Origin of the sequence: Terrabacter aeriphilus (genome assembly GCF_039542985.1) — a bacterium.
GTDB classification, from domain to species: domain Bacteria; phylum Actinomycetota; class Actinomycetes; order Actinomycetales; family Dermatophilaceae; genus Terrabacter; species Terrabacter aeriphilus.
The window spans coordinates 182,062-196,268 of sequence record NZ_BAABIW010000018.1 but is presented as its reverse complement, the minus strand read 5'-3'; the positions used below and the strand labels follow the sequence as shown (position 1 = coordinate 196,268).

At 73.6% G+C, this 14,207-nt stretch carries 15 protein-coding genes; 4 read left to right on the top strand and 11 right to left on the bottom strand.

The features are described 5' to 3' along the window. Nucleotides 1–218: 218 nt before the first annotated feature. From nadC to ABD979_RS14755, 5 genes are read right to left on the bottom strand one after another with little or no spacing between them, the layout of a single operon-like run. Complete coding sequence (gene nadC / locus ABD979_RS14775; RefSeq protein WP_345508248.1) at nucleotides 219–1,103, bottom strand: carboxylating nicotinate-nucleotide diphosphorylase; 885 nt, start codon at nucleotides 1,101–1,103, stop codon at nucleotides 219–221. Continuing rightward, nucleotides 1,100–2,878: an L-aspartate oxidase gene (locus ABD979_RS14770; RefSeq protein WP_345508247.1), complete on the bottom strand. Its 1,779-nt coding sequence runs from the start codon at nucleotides 2,876–2,878 to the stop codon at nucleotides 1,100–1,102. The genes nadC and ABD979_RS14770 overlap by 4 nt, the downstream gene beginning before the upstream one ends. Nucleotides 2,879–2,889: 11 nt before the next feature. After that, the gene (gene panD, locus ABD979_RS14765; RefSeq protein WP_345508245.1) at nucleotides 2,890–3,324 is read right to left on the bottom strand and encodes an aspartate 1-decarboxylase; all 435 of its coding nucleotides are present in this window, start codon (nucleotides 3,322–3,324) and stop codon (nucleotides 2,890–2,892) included. Between the two features lie 37 nt (nucleotides 3,325–3,361). Further along, complete coding sequence (panC, locus tag ABD979_RS14760; protein WP_345508244.1) at nucleotides 3,362–4,354, bottom strand: pantoate--beta-alanine ligase; 993 nt, start codon at nucleotides 4,352–4,354, stop codon at nucleotides 3,362–3,364. Beyond that, a complete protein-coding gene (locus ABD979_RS14755; RefSeq protein ID WP_345508243.1) occupies nucleotides 4,351–5,259 on the bottom strand; it encodes a Rossmann-like and DUF2520 domain-containing protein in 909 nt (302 codons plus the stop codon). The genes panC and ABD979_RS14755 overlap by 4 nt, the downstream gene beginning before the upstream one ends. Nucleotides 5,260–5,282: 23 nt before the next feature. Here ABD979_RS14755 and ABD979_RS14750 point away from each other — a divergent pair, with 23 nt between their 5' ends. After that, nucleotides 5,283–6,308, top strand: a complete 1,026-nt coding sequence (locus ABD979_RS14750; RefSeq protein ID WP_345508242.1) for an SAM-dependent methyltransferase — start codon at nucleotides 5,283–5,285, stop codon at nucleotides 6,306–6,308. A gap of 32 nt (nucleotides 6,309–6,340) precedes the next feature. On the opposite strand, the gene ABD979_RS14745 is transcribed toward ABD979_RS14750, so the two are convergent. Beyond that, nucleotides 6,341–6,799, bottom strand: coding sequence for a hypothetical protein (locus tag ABD979_RS14745; protein WP_345508241.1), 459 nt, complete (start codon nucleotides 6,797–6,799; stop codon nucleotides 6,341–6,343). Between the two features lie 125 nt (nucleotides 6,800–6,924). Between ABD979_RS14745 and ABD979_RS14740 the strand changes: the two genes are divergently transcribed. The 3 genes from ABD979_RS14740 (at nucleotide 6,925) to ABD979_RS14730 (ending at nucleotide 9,074) form a co-directional block, all read left to right on the top strand. Next, nucleotides 6,925–7,467, top strand: coding sequence for a copper resistance CopC family protein (locus ABD979_RS14740; RefSeq protein ID WP_345508240.1), 543 nt, complete (start codon nucleotides 6,925–6,927; stop codon nucleotides 7,465–7,467). A 264-nt stretch (nucleotides 7,468–7,731) separates the two neighbouring features. Next, nucleotides 7,732–8,835 carry an NADH-quinone oxidoreductase subunit D gene (locus ABD979_RS14735; RefSeq protein ID WP_345508349.1) on the top strand — a complete coding sequence of 368 codons (1,104 nt, stop codon included), beginning with the start codon at nucleotides 7,732–7,734 and terminating at the stop codon, nucleotides 8,833–8,835. An 8-nt stretch (nucleotides 8,836–8,843) separates the two neighbouring features. Further along, nucleotides 8,844–9,074, top strand: coding sequence for a hypothetical protein (locus tag ABD979_RS14730; protein ID WP_345508239.1), 231 nt, complete (start codon nucleotides 8,844–8,846; stop codon nucleotides 9,072–9,074). A gap of 124 nt (nucleotides 9,075–9,198) precedes the next feature. On the opposite strand, the gene ABD979_RS14725 is transcribed toward ABD979_RS14730, so the two are convergent. The 5 genes from ABD979_RS14725 to ftsH are packed head-to-tail and all read right to left on the bottom strand — an operon-like array spanning nucleotide 9,199 to nucleotide 14,189. Beyond that, nucleotides 9,199–9,672, bottom strand: a complete 474-nt coding sequence (locus tag ABD979_RS14725; RefSeq protein WP_345508238.1) for a DUF3180 domain-containing protein — start codon at nucleotides 9,670–9,672, stop codon at nucleotides 9,199–9,201. Beyond that, nucleotides 9,669–10,556 carry a 2-amino-4-hydroxy-6-hydroxymethyldihydropteridine diphosphokinase gene (gene folK, locus ABD979_RS14720; RefSeq protein ID WP_345508237.1) on the bottom strand — a complete coding sequence of 296 codons (888 nt, stop codon included), beginning with the start codon at nucleotides 10,554–10,556 and terminating at the stop codon, nucleotides 9,669–9,671. The genes ABD979_RS14725 and folK overlap by 4 nt, the downstream gene beginning before the upstream one ends. Then, complete coding sequence (gene folP, locus ABD979_RS14715; protein WP_345508236.1) at nucleotides 10,553–11,458, bottom strand: dihydropteroate synthase; 906 nt, start codon at nucleotides 11,456–11,458, stop codon at nucleotides 10,553–10,555. The genes folK and folP overlap by 4 nt, the downstream gene beginning before the upstream one ends. 46 nt (nucleotides 11,459–11,504) lie before the next feature. Beyond that, nucleotides 11,505–12,077, bottom strand: a complete 573-nt coding sequence (folE, locus tag ABD979_RS14710; RefSeq protein WP_345508235.1) for a GTP cyclohydrolase I FolE — start codon at nucleotides 12,075–12,077, stop codon at nucleotides 11,505–11,507. A 3-nt stretch (nucleotides 12,078–12,080) separates the two neighbouring features. After that, on the bottom strand, nucleotides 12,081–14,189 hold the full coding sequence (ftsH, locus tag ABD979_RS14705) for an ATP-dependent zinc metalloprotease FtsH (RefSeq protein ID WP_345508234.1): 2,109 nt from the start codon (nucleotides 14,187–14,189) through the stop codon (nucleotides 12,081–12,083). Nucleotides 14,190–14,207 lie beyond the last annotated feature (18 nt).

Genomic DNA, 14,207 nt, shown 5'->3' with positions numbered 1-14,207 from the left:
CGTCGAAAGGCCACTTTTCGCGGGTCCCCCACCGTCGAGAGGCCACCCTGTGCGGGTCTCCCACCGTCGAGAGGCCAGATTTCGCGCGTCCGTGAGCAGCAGCGGACGGTGGCCGCTCGACGACCCGGGACCCGCACGATCGGCCCGTCAACGGCGCCGGACCCACGGGGACTGGCCTTTCGACGGTGGGGACCCGCAAGGATGGGCCTCTCGACGGTTCAGTCGGTGAGGTCGAGGGCGATGTCGACGATGGGCGAGCTGTGCGTGAGACCGCCGACGGAGACGAAGTCGACCCCGGTGTCGGCGTAGTCGCGCACGACCTCGAGCGTCAGGCCCCCGGTGGCCTCGATCTCGACGGGCTCACCCGCCGCCCGCAGCAGCTCGACCGTCTCGCGCAGCGTCGCGACGTCCATGTTGTCGCACATCACGAAGCGTGCCCCGGCCTCGTAGGCCTCCTGCGCCTCGGCCGGCGTCGTCACCTCGACCTGCACGTCGACGTCGGGGAAGCGCTCGCGCACCAGCGCGTACGCCGCGGCCACCGAGCCCGCCGCCAGCTTGTGGTTGTCCTTGATCATCGCGACGTCGTAGAGGCCCATCCGCTTGTTCGTGCCGCCGCCGCAGCGCACGGCGTACTTCTCGAGCCAGCGCATGCCGGGCGTCGTCTTGCGGGTGTCGAGCACCATCGTCGTCGTGCCCTCGAGGGCGTCCGCCCACCGCCGGGTGTGCGTCGCGACGCCGGAGAGCCGGCTCAGGACGTTGAGGATCGTCCGCTCGGCGACGAGCACGACCTGCGTCGTCCCCCGCAGCCGGGCGATGACGTCGCCCCGCTCGAGCCGCGCGCCGTCGTCGTTGACGACCTCGACCGCGGGAGGCTCGGCACCGAGCTGCTGCGCGACGGCGGCGAGCACGAGCTCGATGACCGGTACGCCGGCCACGACGCCGGGAGCCCGGGCGACGATCTCGGCCGTCCGGGTCTGGTCGGCGGGGATGGTGGCCAGCGTCGTCACGTCGACGCCGTCGGGGCCGAGGTCCTCACGCAGGGCCGTCGCGACGAGCTCCTGTGCCCAGGCGTGCGGGAAGCCGTGCAGTCCGTCGACGCTCACCGTCGTCCTTCCGTCCGTGAATCGTCTTGCGCAACGGTGGATTCCGCTGCGGCAGTGTTGTCGAGGTCCAGTCCGTCGAGGTTCGCCGGGGGCACGGGCACGACCTCCGCTATCAGCGTCCCGTCGGCCCCTCTCGCGAGGTGCACGTGGTGCAGGAAGCGGACGTCGTCCCTCGCCGGGAAGTCCTCGCGCACGTGACCGCCGCGGGTCTCCTCACGCAGCGCCGCCGCATACGTCAGCGCGCGCCCGAGGTGGAGCAGGTTGGTCGTCTCCCAGCTCTTCGGCCCGCCCTGCTTGTCGGCGTCGTCGGCGACGGCTCGCACCGCGAGCTCGGCGAGGGCCGCCTGGGTGCTCGCGAGCGACGCCGCCGAGCGCACGGTGCCGGAGCCCGCCGTCATGGCCCGCTGGACGTCGAGGCGGCGCTTGCCGCGCACCAGCCCGGGCTCACCGTCCGGGGCGACCGGAGCCGTCTCGGGCAGCTCTCCGGCGGCGAGGCGCGCCGTCAGGTCGTCGGCGATGCGCCGGGCGAAGACGAGGCCCTCGAGGAGGGAGTTGCTCGCCAGGCGGTTGGCACCGTGCACGCCCGTGCACGAGGTCTCGCCGCACGCGTAGAGCCCCTCGAGCGAGGTGCGCCCTCGCAGGTCGGTGCGCACGCCGCCGCTCGCGTAGTGCTGCGCGGGCGCGACCGGGAGCAGCTGCGTGGCGGGGTCGAACCCGAGCTCGCGACAGCGCCGCACGATGGACGGGAAGCGTTGCTCGAGGAACTCGGCGCCGAGGTGGCGGCAGTCGAGGAAGACGTGGTCGGTGCCCGTCTCGCGCATCCGGCGGATGATCGCGCGCGACACGACGTCGCGTGGTGCCAGGTCGGCGAGCGGGTGCTGGCCCTGCATGAAGCGCTCCCCCGCCGCGTCGACGAGGAAGGCACCCTCGCCGCGCACCGCCTCGGAGATGAGCGGCTGCTGGCCGCGTGAGCCCTCGCCCAGCCACAGCACGGTGGGGTGGAACTGCACGAACTCGAGGTCGGCGAGCACGGCACCCGCGCGAAGGGCCGCGGCCATGCCGTCGCCGGTCGCGACGGACGGGTTCGTCGTCGAGGCGTAGATCTGCCCGAGACCGCCGGTCGCGAGCACGACGGCGCGCGCGTGCGCGGCGCCGACCCCGTCGACCTGGCCCTCGCCGATGACGTGGAGGGTGACGCCGCAGACCCGTTCCTCGGTGTCGGTGAGCAGGTCGACGACGAGGGCGTGCTCGATGACCTCGATGCCCGGGTCGTCCCGCACCCGGTCGAGGGCCGCGATGAGCGCCCGGCTGATCTCGCGGCCCGTGGCGTCACCGCCGGCGTGCAGGATGCGGTCGCGGTGGTGGCCGCCCTCACGCGTCAGCGACAGGCCGCCGCCGTCGCCGCGGTCGAACTCCGCACCGAGCGCGATGAGGTCCCAGACGGCGTCCGTGCCCTCGCGGACGAGGGTCTCGACGGCGTCGACGTCGCAGAGCCCGACGCCCGCCACGAGCGTGTCGTGGACGTGCTCGGCCGGGCTGTCCTCGGGCGACATGACCGCGGCGATGCCGCCCTGTGCCCACGCGGTGGAGCCCTCGTCGAGCACCGTCTTGGTCACCAGCAGCACGCGGTCGACGCGCCGCCGCAGCCGGAGCGCGGTCGTGAGGCCGGCGATGCCCGAGCCGACGACGATGACGTCGGCCGTCGTCGTCCAGCCCGGGGCCGGGGCACGCAGCCGTCGCGGGACGGTCACGTCGGGGAGCCCGCTCTGCGGCATGCGGTGGCCTCTCAGTGCTTCGGGTCGTGGGATCGCGCGGTGACGGCCGAGGTCTGCAGGCCGAAGCCGTCGGGGACGTCACCTGCATCGTGCCCCACCTCGACCATCCGGTTGTGCGCGTCCACGAAGACGACCTGCGGCTCGAAGGTGCGCGCCTCGGCGTCGTCCATCGCGGCGTACGCGATGATGATGACCGTGTCGCCGGGCGAGATGAGGCGGGCGGCCGCACCGTTGATGCAGACGGTGCCCGAGCCCCGCTCCCCCTCGATCGCGTAGGTCGTGAGGCGGTTGCCGTTGTCGACGTCGACGACGTCGACCTGCTGGCCGGGCCAGAGGTCGGCGGCGTCGAGGAGGTCCCGGTCGATCGTCAGCGAACCGACGTAGTGCAGGTCGGCCTGCGTGACGGTGGCGCGGTGGATCTTCGAGTGGAGCATGAAGCGCTGCACGGCGATGTCCTTGGATGACGTTGTGGGAGAAGGGTGCTCAGTCTTGCGAGAAGGTCTCGAGGGCGCCGCCCCCGGGGCCGACCAAGAGCGGCAGGTTGTCGATGAGGCGCGTCGTGCCGACCCGACCGGCGACCGCGAGGAGGGCCTCGCCGCGATACCACTCGGGCACGTCCTCGAGCGTGTCGGGGTGCACGAGCACGAGGTAGTCGACGAGGGCCAGGGGCTCGCGCACGAGCACCGCCCGGGCCGCGCGCCGCACGGCGGAGGGCCCCTCCGGCGCGGCCTCCGCCCCGGCGCGCAGCGCGGCCGAGAGGCACAGCGCCGTCTCCCGGTCGGACGGGGTGAGGTAGGTGTTGCGGCTCGACATCGCGAGGCCGTCGGGCTCGCGCACGGTCGGCACCGAGACGACGCGCACCGGGAAGTCGAGGTCGCGGCACATGCGGCGGATGAGCAGCAGCTGCTGGGCGTCCTTCTGGCCGAAGTACGCCGCGCTGCACCGGGTCAGGTGCATGAGCTTGCCGACGACGGTGAGCATCCCGTCGAAGTGCCCCGGCCGCGACTGCCCCTCGAGCACGTCGCCGAGCGGCCCGGCCGACACGCGCACCCCGGGGTCGCCGTCCGGGTAGACGACGTCGGGGGTCGGCGCGAAGACGAGGTCGACGCCCGCGGCCGTGCAGATGTCGAGGTCGGCGTCGAAGGTGCGCGGGTAGCGCGAGAGGTCCTCCTTGGGCCCGAACTGCAGCGGGTTGAGGAAGATCGTGACGACGACGTGGCGGTGCGCGCGCCTGGCCTGCTGGATCAGCGTGGCGTGGCCCTCGTGCAGCGCGCCCATCGTCATGACGACCGCGACGTCGCCGTCGTCGAGCGTCGAGCGCGCCGCGACGAGCTCGTCGCGGGTGCGGGCGACCACGGGCGCGACCGGCGCGGAGGGGACGTCGGCCCGGACGGTGCCGGACGTGCCGGACGTGCCGTCCCCGGCGGCGTCGACGGTGCGCACGGCGTGCGGGTCCGCCACGGTCGGTTCGGTCATGGTTGGTCCTCCTCGTGCGCGAGCAGCTCGAGCAGCGGGTCCGCGGCCGCCGCACGGAGTCGACCGCTCAGCAGGGCCCGCTGTGCCGTCGCCCGGGCGAGCGCCAGGTAGGTCGGGTGGATGTCGGGCGCCACCGTGCGCAGCGCGGCGACGTGCCCGGCCACGGTACCCGCATCGCCGCGGGCCACGGGACCGGTGAGGGCCGCGTCACCGCGCTGCAGCGCGTTCGCGAGCGCCGCCGTGAGCAGCGGCTCGAGCATCCGGGCGGGGTCGTCGACACCGGCCTCGCCGAGCAGCTGCATCGACTGGGCGACGAGCGTGACGAGGTGGTTCGAGCCGTGCGCGAGCGCCGCGTGGTAGGTGACCCGGTCGTCCTCGGCGATCCACACGGGCTCGCCGCCCATCTCGATGACGAGGGCCTCGGCGAGCGGCCGGGCCAGGTCGACCGTCGTGACACCGAAGCAGCAGTCGACGAGGCGGTCGAGGTCGACCTCCGTGCCGGTGAACGTCATCGCGGGGTGGATCGCGAGCGGGATGATGTCGCTGCCGGCCGCGGCCTCGAACACCGCGATCCCGTGCGCCCCCGACGTGTGGAGCACCAGCTGTCCCGGCGTGAACGTGCCGGTGGTGCTGAGCCCCGCGACGAGGTCGGCGAGCGCGTCGTCCGGCACGGCGAGCACGACGAGGTGCGCGCCCGACACGACGTCGGGGATCGGCTTGACCGGCACCCCGGGCAGCAGCGTGGCCGCGCGCTCGAGGCTGGCCTCGCTGACGGCCGAGACGCCGGTGACGACGTGACCGGCACGCGCCAGGGCGGCGCCGAGCACGGCCCCGACCCGCCCGGCGCCCACGACGCCGACGTCGAAGCGCGCGGGACGCTCGTGCGGGGTGCTCACCCACGGCACGCTATCGCCTACAGTCCGTGGTCGTGGATCCCGTTCCCTGGCGCGACGCGTGGCACACCGCGCTCTATGCCGCGGGGCGCGGCTTTTACGTCGCGGGCGGTGGCCCGGCCGCGCACTTCACGACGGCCACGCACCGCCCCACCGGCGCCCTCCTCGCCGAGGCGCTCCTCGCGGTGCCCGAGCACCCCGTGCGCGTCGTCGTCGACGTCGGGGCCGGCCGCGGCGAGCTCGCTACGCACCTCGTCGGGGCGCTCGCCTCCGGGTCGAGGTATGCCGCCGCGCCCGGTCACGCCGGACCACCGCCACCCGACGGGGTGCGGGTCGTCGCGGTCGACGTCGTCGCGCGCCCGCCCGGCCTCGACGAGCGCGTCGAGTGGCTCCGCTCCCCCGGCGGCGGCGCCCTCCCGGAGCAGCTGGACGACCTCGAGGACGCGCTCGTCGTGGCCCACGAGTGGCTCGACGTCGTGCCGTGCACGGTGGCGCAGGTCGACCCGCACGGCGAGCTGCGCGAGGTGCTCGTCGACCCCGTCACCGGCGCCGAGACGTTCGGTGACCTCCTCGAGCAGCCCGACCGTGAGTGGTGCGCGGCGCACTGGCCCACGACGACGCCCGGCGACCGCGTCGAGGTCGGCCTCGAGCGCGACCGCGCCTGGGCGGAGCTCGTCTCCCGGGTGCGCTCGGGCACGCTCGTGGCGGTGGACTACGGGCACACGGCGACCGCGCGTCCGGACGGGGGCTCGCTGACGGCATACGTCGGCGGTCGACAGTCCCACCCGGTGCCGGACGGCTCGTGCGACCTGACGGCCCACGTCGCCGTCGACACGCTCGCGGCCGACACCGTGCGCACCCAGCGGGACGCCCTGCGCGCGCTGGGTCTGCGGGGCGCCGTCCCACCGCATGCGACGGCCACGGCGGACCCGCTCGGCTACCTCGCCGCGCTCGAGCAGGCGAGCGCCGAGGCCCGCCTGCTCGACGCGGACGGGTTCGGGGCGTTCTGGTGGGCCGTGCGGCGGGTGGGCGCACCGGACGGCGCGGCGCGGCACGACTGACCGCGGTCGCCCGCGCCGTCAGGTGGCGCCGGTCAGTTGCAGATGTCGTTGAGGCCGCTGATCTTCCGGTCGAAGAGGACGGCGCCGTTCGGGGCGTGCACCTTGACGACGGCGCTGTTGCAGATCGGGTCGGTGTTGATGGGCCCGGCGAAGTACTTGTAGTTGCCGGCGTCCCAGCCGGTGCAGCCGGTCAGCGGCGTCACCGAGTCGCAGATGCGCAGGTACATGTAGTGGGCCGTGCCGCGGTAGAGACCGGCCTGCAGCACGTAGCAGCCGCGCGGCGAGCTCGTGCGCTGGTGGAACCAGATCGTCGCGACCGTGCGTCCGGCGGCGTCGCGCAGCGGCGTCGCCTTGCCGGAGCCGGCGACGACGTTGCTGCACTCCGAGGCGGCGGCTGCCGGCTGCGCCGACGCGGCGACGAGGCCCCCGGCGACGAGCGCCGCGGCGGCGAACGCCCGGGTGGCGGTGTGACGGTGGAACGGTGCGTGCATGACATCCCCTATGCGTCGTGCCGACGTGTGTGCCGGACCGTCCCGCCAGTCTCGCCACACCGACCTGCCGCGGCAAGGGCGGGCGCCGTGCCGGCCCGTCCCGGCGGAGTCGTAGCCTGAGAGGCATGCGTCGTCGTGCCTCCGTGCTGCTGGGATCCGTGCTGCTCGCGCTGGGGGTCCTGGCCGCGCCCGGCACGGCGTGGGCGCACGACGTGCTCGAGCGCACGACCCCCGCGAACGGCACGACGGTCGACCGGCTGCCCGGCGCCGTGACGCTCACCTTCTCGGAGGAGCCGCTCGCGCTGGGCACCCAGGTGGTCGTGACCGGCCCCACGGGCCCGGTGTCGTCGGGGTCGCCGGTGATCGACGGGCGCGACGTGACGCAGGCCCTCGCGCCCACCGCACCCGGCGGCGACTACACCGTCTCGTACCGCGTGACCTCCGACGACGGGCACCCGGTCACGGGCACCTTCTCGTTCCACGCCACGGTGGGCCTCGACGGGTCGACGGCGACCGCGGGCGCGACGGTCCACGTCACCCCGGTGACGACCTCGACGTCGCAGGACTTCCCGCTCGTCGCGGTGCTGCTCACCGTCATCGGCACCGTCGTGCTGCTCGTGGTGGGCGGCTACCTCGTGCTCCGTGGCCGCGAGGCCGACCGCCGCTGACCCGGTACGGGGTCATCTCGCCCGACGACGCTCCTCGCCCTCGACACGGTGCCGCGCCCGGACGTCGAACAGGACCGCGCCCGTCGCGACGGCGGGACCACGCGACGGCGCGTCACCCGCGGACGGGGGCTCACGGCATACTCGGCCCATGAGCGACGTAGGGTCGATCCCGTGAGCAGCGACCCCGGGACCGCGGCGCCCGCGGCCGGGCGTGGCCGCTCCCTGACCGTGGGCGTGGGCGCGGGGGGCCTCGCGACCGCCGACATGGTGCTCAACATCGGCCCGCAGCACCCCGCCACGCACGGCGTGCTGCGGCTGCGGATCGTCGTCGACGGCGAGCGGATCGTCAGCGCCGAGCCGATCGTCGGCTACATGCACCGCGGCGCCGAGAAGCTCTTCGAGGTGCGCGACTACCGGCAGATCATCGTCCTCGCCAACCGGCACGACTGGCTGAGCGCCTTCTCGAACGAGCTCGGCGTCGTCATCGGCGTCGAGCACATGCTCGGCATGGAGGTGCCCGAGCGCGCGGTGTGGGCCCGCACGGCGCTCGCCGAGCTCAACCGGGTGCTCAACCACCTGATGTTCCTCGGGTCCTACCCGCTCGAGCTCGGCGCGATCACCCCGGTCTTCCACGCGTTCCGCGAGCGCGAGGAGCTGCAGGCCGTCATGGAGGAGGTCTCCGGCGGCCGGATGCACTACATGTTCAACCGGGTCGGCGGCCTCAAGGAGGACCTCCCGGCCGGCTGGCTCGGGCGCGTCGCGCACGCCGTCACGGCCGTGCGACACCGCCTGCCCGACCTCGAGCGTCTCGTCGTGGGCAACGAGATCCTCGAGGCCCGCACGCGCGGGGTCGGGGTGCTGCCGCTGCCGACCGTCGAGGCGCACGGTGTCTCGGGCCCGATCGCGCGGGCGAGCGGCCTCGACGTCGACCTGCGGCGCGACGCCCCCTACCTCGCCTACGCCGAGCTCTTCGCCCCCGGGGGCCCGGGACGGGTCGTCACCCGCGCCGGGGGCGACTGCCTCTCGCGCCTCGAGGTGCTCCTCGAGCAGGTGCACGTCTCGCTCGACCTCGTGGACGCCTGCCTCGACCGCCTCGGACAGCTGCCGCAGGGCCCGATCAACGTCAAGCTGCCCAAGGTGCTCAAGGTGCCCGAGGGTGAGATCTACAGCGCCACGGAGAACCCGCTCGGCTTCAACGGCTACTACCTCGTCTCGCGCGGGGAGAAGACCCCGTGGCGGCTCAAGCTGCGCTCCGCCTCGTTCAACAACGTCAGCGTGCTCGCCGAGATGCTGCCCGGCCAGCTCATCGCCGACATGGTCGCGATCCTCGGCTCGATGTTCTTCGTCGTCGGCGACGTCGACAAGTGAGGGGCCGTATGCCGTCCGCCCGGGTCACCCGCGCCACCGTCCTGCGTGCCGTGGCCGTCACGCTCGTCACGGCCACGGTGACGCTCGCCGCGGCCTGCTCCGACGAGGACACCGTCGACACGATCCCGCCGCCCTGGCCGACCCGGACGACGACGCCCGACGGCCCGCCACAGCCGCCCGCGGCCTCCACGACGGCCCCGCCGCCGACGACCACCTCGACGGCGGCCTCGACCACCTGACCCGTCGGGCCCGCGGTCCCCGCCCGGGCTCGCGAGGAGTGTTCCGCCGTGCGGGATGGGCTCGGTCGGGCGACCTGTCGCGGGACCGAGGCCAGATCGCGGGACCGAACCCGATCCGCCACGCTCAGGGGCGGTCGGCGTCCTCGTCGTCGTCGCGGGGGCGCAGCCGGCACCACCGCTGGACGAGCATGCCGGCGGCCGACAGGAGGACCGCCACGACGGCGTGGGCCGCGAAGGGCCAGATCCGCCCGCGCTGCGACTCGACGTCGGCGTCGGGCAGCAGCACGAGGACGTTCGCGACGTACCAGCCGACGAGCACGGCGCCCGTCAGGGCTCCCGCCTGGCCGAGCACGAGGGTGCGGGCGGCCCGCAGCGGGGTGACCGCCGGGTTCGGGATGCCGTCGCGCACCGTGCGCACCTGGCGTCCCGCGACGACGAGGCCGGCGGCGAGGAAGAGCATCGCCGCGGCGCCCACCCAGCCCGGCTCGGGCACGGCCGCGCCCGCGGCGACCCAGCGCAGCACGAGCCAGGCGACGACGGTCATGGCGAGGCCCGCGAGCACGAGGGTCGTGACGCGGATGCCGGCGTGTGGTCTCACGACTGCTCCCATCGGGGACCGGGGCGCACGCCCGAACGGTCGAGGTCGGTCAGCAGGTCGGACACCCGCCGGATGCCGTCCGGCCCGGGCCCGACCCGCAGGGTGGCCCGGGGGTCGGCGTCGAGCCACGGCACGAGCACGAAGGCCCGCTCGCTCGCGCGCGGGTGCGGGAGCGTCAGCTCGGCGGCGTCGCTCGTCACCTCACGACGGCCACCGGGTACGCCGTGCTGCACGAGGTCGAGGTCGAGCGTCCGCGCGCCCCAACGGATCTCGCGGGTGCGCCCGTGGTCGGCCTCGATGGCGTGCAGCGCAGCGAGGAGCTCGTCCGGTGGCAGCGTCGAGCGACCGACGACGACCGCGTTGAGGTAGGGCGGCTGCTCCGGGCCGCCGACGGGGTCGGTCTCGACCAGGGCCGACACGGCCGTGACGGTGAGTCCGGGCAGGACGCGCAGCGCACCGACCGCGGCATGCAGCGTCTCGCCCCGGTCGCCGAGGTTGGAGCCGAGCGCGACGACGACGCGGGCCGCGTTGTCGCGCACCACCGCGACCTGCACGTCGGTGAACGGGTGCCCGACCGGGGCCTCCGGCTTGTGCACGACGACCTCGACGCGGTCGACGAGGTCGTGCCGCAGCACGTCGTCGGCCACGACCTCGGCGAGTCGCTCGATGAGGTCGAAGGACGGGCCGGTGATGCGGGCGACCACGTCGTCGGCGACCTCCGCGTAGTTGACCGTCGCGGCGAGGTCGTCGGTGCGGCCGGCCGCCGAGAGGTCGCACTCCATCGTCACGTCGACGAGGAAGGTCTGCCCGTCCCGTTTCTCGAAGTCCAGCACCCCGTGGGTGCCGCGGGCGCTCACGCCCTGCAGCACGATGCGGTCGCTCATCGGTCGGGGTCCTCCCACGCCGTGTCGGTCGGCTCGTCGGGGGCGTGGTCGAGGGCGGCCTGCACGACCGCGAGCGCGCGCACGGTGGAGGCGACGTCGTGCACGCGCACGCACCACAGTCCGGCCATCGCGGCCATCACCGAGGTGGCCGTCGTCTCGACGTCGCGCTCGGCCGCCGGGCGGGGCGCGGCCCCCTCGTCGCGGCCCAGGCGGCCGAGGAAGGTCTTGCGGGAGGCGCCGAGCAGGATCGGGTGGCCGAGCGCGTGCAGCTCGGGCAGGGCCGCCATGAGCGCCCAGTTGTGCTCGGCGTGCTTGGCGAACCCGAGGCCCGGGTCGAGCACGAGCGAGTCCTCGTCGACCCCCGCGGCCAGGAGCGCGTCGCGTCGCTCGGCCAGCTCGCGCACGACGTCGGCGACGACGTCGGTGTAGACGGCGCGCGACTGCATCTCGGTGCTGTGGCCGCGCCAGTGCATGGCCACGAACGGCAGCCGCTCCATCGCGACGAAGGGCACCATGCCGGGGTCGGCGAGGCCGCCCGACACGTCGTTGACGAGGGCGGCACCGGCATGGACCGCGGCCCGCGCGACCTCGGCGCGCATCGTGTCGATCGACACGACCGCGCCCTGCGCCACGAGCGCCGTGACGACGGGCAGCACGCGGCGCAGCTCCTCCTCGACCGAGGGGCGCTCGGCCCCGGGCCGGGTGGACTCCCCGCCGACGTCGACGACGTCGGCGCCGGCCGCGAGCACCTCGAGGCCGTGCGCGACGGCGGCCTCCTGCTCGAACCACTCACCGCCGTCCGAGAACGAGTCGGGGGTGACGTTGACGACGCCCATCACGAGGGTGCGGTCGGTGGTCCGGAGCAGGGACGTCACGTCGGGGGTGCTGCGGCGCGTGGTCATGGCCGTCATTGTGTCGCGGTCGGTCGCGGCGCCGTGCGGCCCCGCGTCACCTGTTGCCCTCGAGCATGAGCGCCATGGCCTCCGCTCGAGTGGCCGCGTTGCGCAGCTGGCCGCGCACGGCCGAGGTGATCGTGCTGGCGCCCGGCTTGCGGATGCCCCGCATCGACATGCACAGGTGCTCGGCCTGGACGACGACGATGACGCCCTGCACGTCGAGGTGCTCGACGAGCGCGTCGGCGATCTGCGTCGTCAGGCGCTCCTGCACCTGGGGGCGCCGGGCGTAGACCTCGACGAGCCGCGCGAGCTTCGACAGCCCGGTGACGCGGCCGTCCTGGCTCGGGATGTAGCCGACGTGCGCGACACCGTGGAAGGGCACGAGGTGGTGCTCGCACGTGCTGTAGAGCTCGATGTCCCGCACGATGACGAGCTCCTGGTGGTCGATCTCGAACGTCGTGCCGAGCACGTCGGCCGCCGTCATGTCGAGGCCGGCGTAGATCTCGGCGAAGGAGCGGGCCACCCGGGCCGGGGTGTCGAGCAGGCCGTCGCGATCGGGGTCCTCCCCGATCGCGAGCAGCAGCTCCCGCACGGCCGCCTCTGCCCGTGGCTGGTCGATCGGCACGGGTCAGCTCTTCTCGCCGGGGTTGACCGGGCGGTCGTCGGGCACCTCGATGACCTGCTCGACCGGGTGCTCCTCGGCGAGCGGGTGGGCGCCGACCGCAGCGGCCTGGTCGATGCGGTCCTCGATCGCCTTGTCGGCGGGCACCGGGGGCGGGAGGTGGCCGTTCTGGCCGTTCGAGCCGTTCTGGCGCGCGGCGAGCTCCGCCGGGGTCAGCACCGGCGGGCGCTCGCCGGGCACGCGGGCCTCCGACGAGAGCCAGGTGGGGCGCTGGGGCGTCTTGGTGATGTCGGTGAAGATCTCGGCCAGCTCGTGCTGGTTGAGGGTCTCGCGCTCGAGCAGCTCGAGCACGAGGCGGTCGAGCACGTCGCGGTTCTCGTTGATCGCGGCGTAAGCCTCGTCGTGGGCGTTCTCGATGAGCTTGCGCACCTCGGCGTCGACGACGCCCGCGATCTCCTCGGAGTAGTCGCGCTGGTGGCCCATGTCGCGGCCGAGGAAGACCTCGCCGTTGCTCTGGCCGAGCTTGATCGCACCGATGCGCTCGGACATGCCGAACTCGGTGACCATCTTGCGGGCCATGCCGGTGGCCTTCTCGATGTCGTTGCTCGCACCGGTCGTCGGCTCGTGGAAGACGATCTCCTCCGCGACGCGGCCACCGAGGGCGTACGAGAGCTGGTCGAGGATCTCGTTGCGCGTCGTCGAGTACTTGTCGTCGACGGGCATCACCATCGTGTAGCCGAGCGCGCGACCGCGCGGCAGGATCGTCACCTTGGTGACGGGGTCGGTGTGGTTGAGCGCCGCGGCGACGAGGGCGTGCCCGCCCTCGTGGTAGGCCGTGATCTTGCGCTCCTTGGCCGACATGATGCGGGTGCGCTTCTGCGGGCCGGCGATGACGCGGTCGATGGCCTCGTCGAGCGCGGCGTTGTCGATGACCTTGCGGTCGCTGCGGGCCGTGAGCAGGGCGGCCTCGTTGAGCACGTTGGCGAGGTCGGCACCCGTGAAGCCGGGCGTGCGGCGCGCCACGGCGAGCAGGTCGACGTCGCCCGCCATGGGCTTGCCCTGCGCGTGCACCTCGAGGATGCGGTGGCGGCCGATCATGTCGGGGGCGTCGACGGCGATCTGGCGGTCGAAGCGGCCCGGGCGCAGCAGCGCCGGGTCGAGGATGTCGGGGCGGTTCGTCGCCGCGATGAGGATGACGTTCGTCTTGACGTCGAAGCCGTCCATCTCGACGAGGAGCTGGTTGAGGGTCTGCTCGCGCTCGTCGTGCCCGCCGCCCATGCCGGCGCCGCGGTGCCGGCCGACGGCGTCGATCTCGTCGACGAAGACGATGGCCGGGGCGTTGGCCTTGGCCTGCTCGAAGAGGTCGCGCACGCGGCTCGCGCCGACGCCGACGAACATCTCGACGAAGTCGGAGCCGGAGATCGAGTAGAACGGCACGCCGGCCTCGCCGGCCACCGCGCGGGCGAGGAGGGTCTTGCCGGTTCCGGGCTGGCCGTAGAGCAGCACGCCCTTGGGGATCTTGGCGCCGACGGCGAGGAACTTCGCGGGCTCCTGGAGGAACTCCTTGATCTCGTGCAGCTCCTCGATCGCCTCATCGCACCCGGCGACGTCGGCGAAGGTGACCTTGGGGGTGTCCTTCGTCGCGAGCTTGGCCCGCGACTTGCCGAACTGCATGACGCGGTTGCCGCCGCCCTGCATCTGGCCCATGAGGAACCAGAAGAGACCGAGGATGACGATGATCGGCAGGATCGAGAACAAGAGGGAGCCGAACCAGCTCGGCTCGTCGATCTGGTCGTCGACCCCCTGGGCCGGGGGCTTGGCGTTGAGCGCGTCGACGACCTGGCCGCCACGGGCGTCGACGTAGAAGGCGTAGACCGACTTCGCGTCCTTGACCGTGCCGTCGGGCGAGGAGTAGGGCGCCTTGAGGGTCAGCTCCATGCGCTCGTTGTTGAGCAGCTTGGCCGACTCGACGTTGCCGTTGGTGATCTGCTTCATCGCCTCGGACGTGTCGATCCGGGGCGGGCCGGACTCGGAGAACATCATGCCGAAGACGAGCGCGCTGATGAGGACCAAGATCCACAGCAGTGGGGTGCGCAGAATCCGCTTTGCGTCCATGTACGTGCGGGGCCTGTC

Coding starts and splice junctions, on each gene's coding strand:
- ABD979_RS14770 (WP_345508247.1), bottom strand. CDS start 2,878: ATGCCGCAGAGCGGGCTCCCCGACGTGACCGTCCCGCGACGGCTGCGT.
- panC (WP_345508244.1), bottom strand. CDS start 4,354: ATGACCGAACCGACCGTGGCGGACCCGCACGCCGTGCGCACCGTCGAC.
- ABD979_RS14745 (WP_345508241.1), bottom strand. CDS start 6,799: ATGCACGCACCGTTCCACCGTCACACCGCCACCCGGGCGTTCGCCGCC.
- ABD979_RS14740 (WP_345508240.1), top strand. CDS start 6,925: ATGCGTCGTCGTGCCTCCGTGCTGCTGGGATCCGTGCTGCTCGCGCTG.
- ABD979_RS14735 (WP_345508349.1), top strand. CDS start 7,732: ATGGTGCTCAACATCGGCCCGCAGCACCCCGCCACGCACGGCGTGCTG.
- ABD979_RS14730 (WP_345508239.1), top strand. CDS start 8,844: ATGCCGTCCGCCCGGGTCACCCGCGCCACCGTCCTGCGTGCCGTGGCC.
- folK (WP_345508237.1), bottom strand. CDS start 10,556: ATGAGCGACCGCATCGTGCTGCAGGGCGTGAGCGCCCGCGGCACCCAC.
- folP (WP_345508236.1), bottom strand. CDS start 11,458: ATGACCACGCGCCGCAGCACCCCCGACGTGACGTCCCTGCTCCGGACC.
- ftsH (WP_345508234.1), bottom strand. CDS start 14,189: ATGGACGCAAAGCGGATTCTGCGCACCCCACTGCTGTGGATCTTGGTC.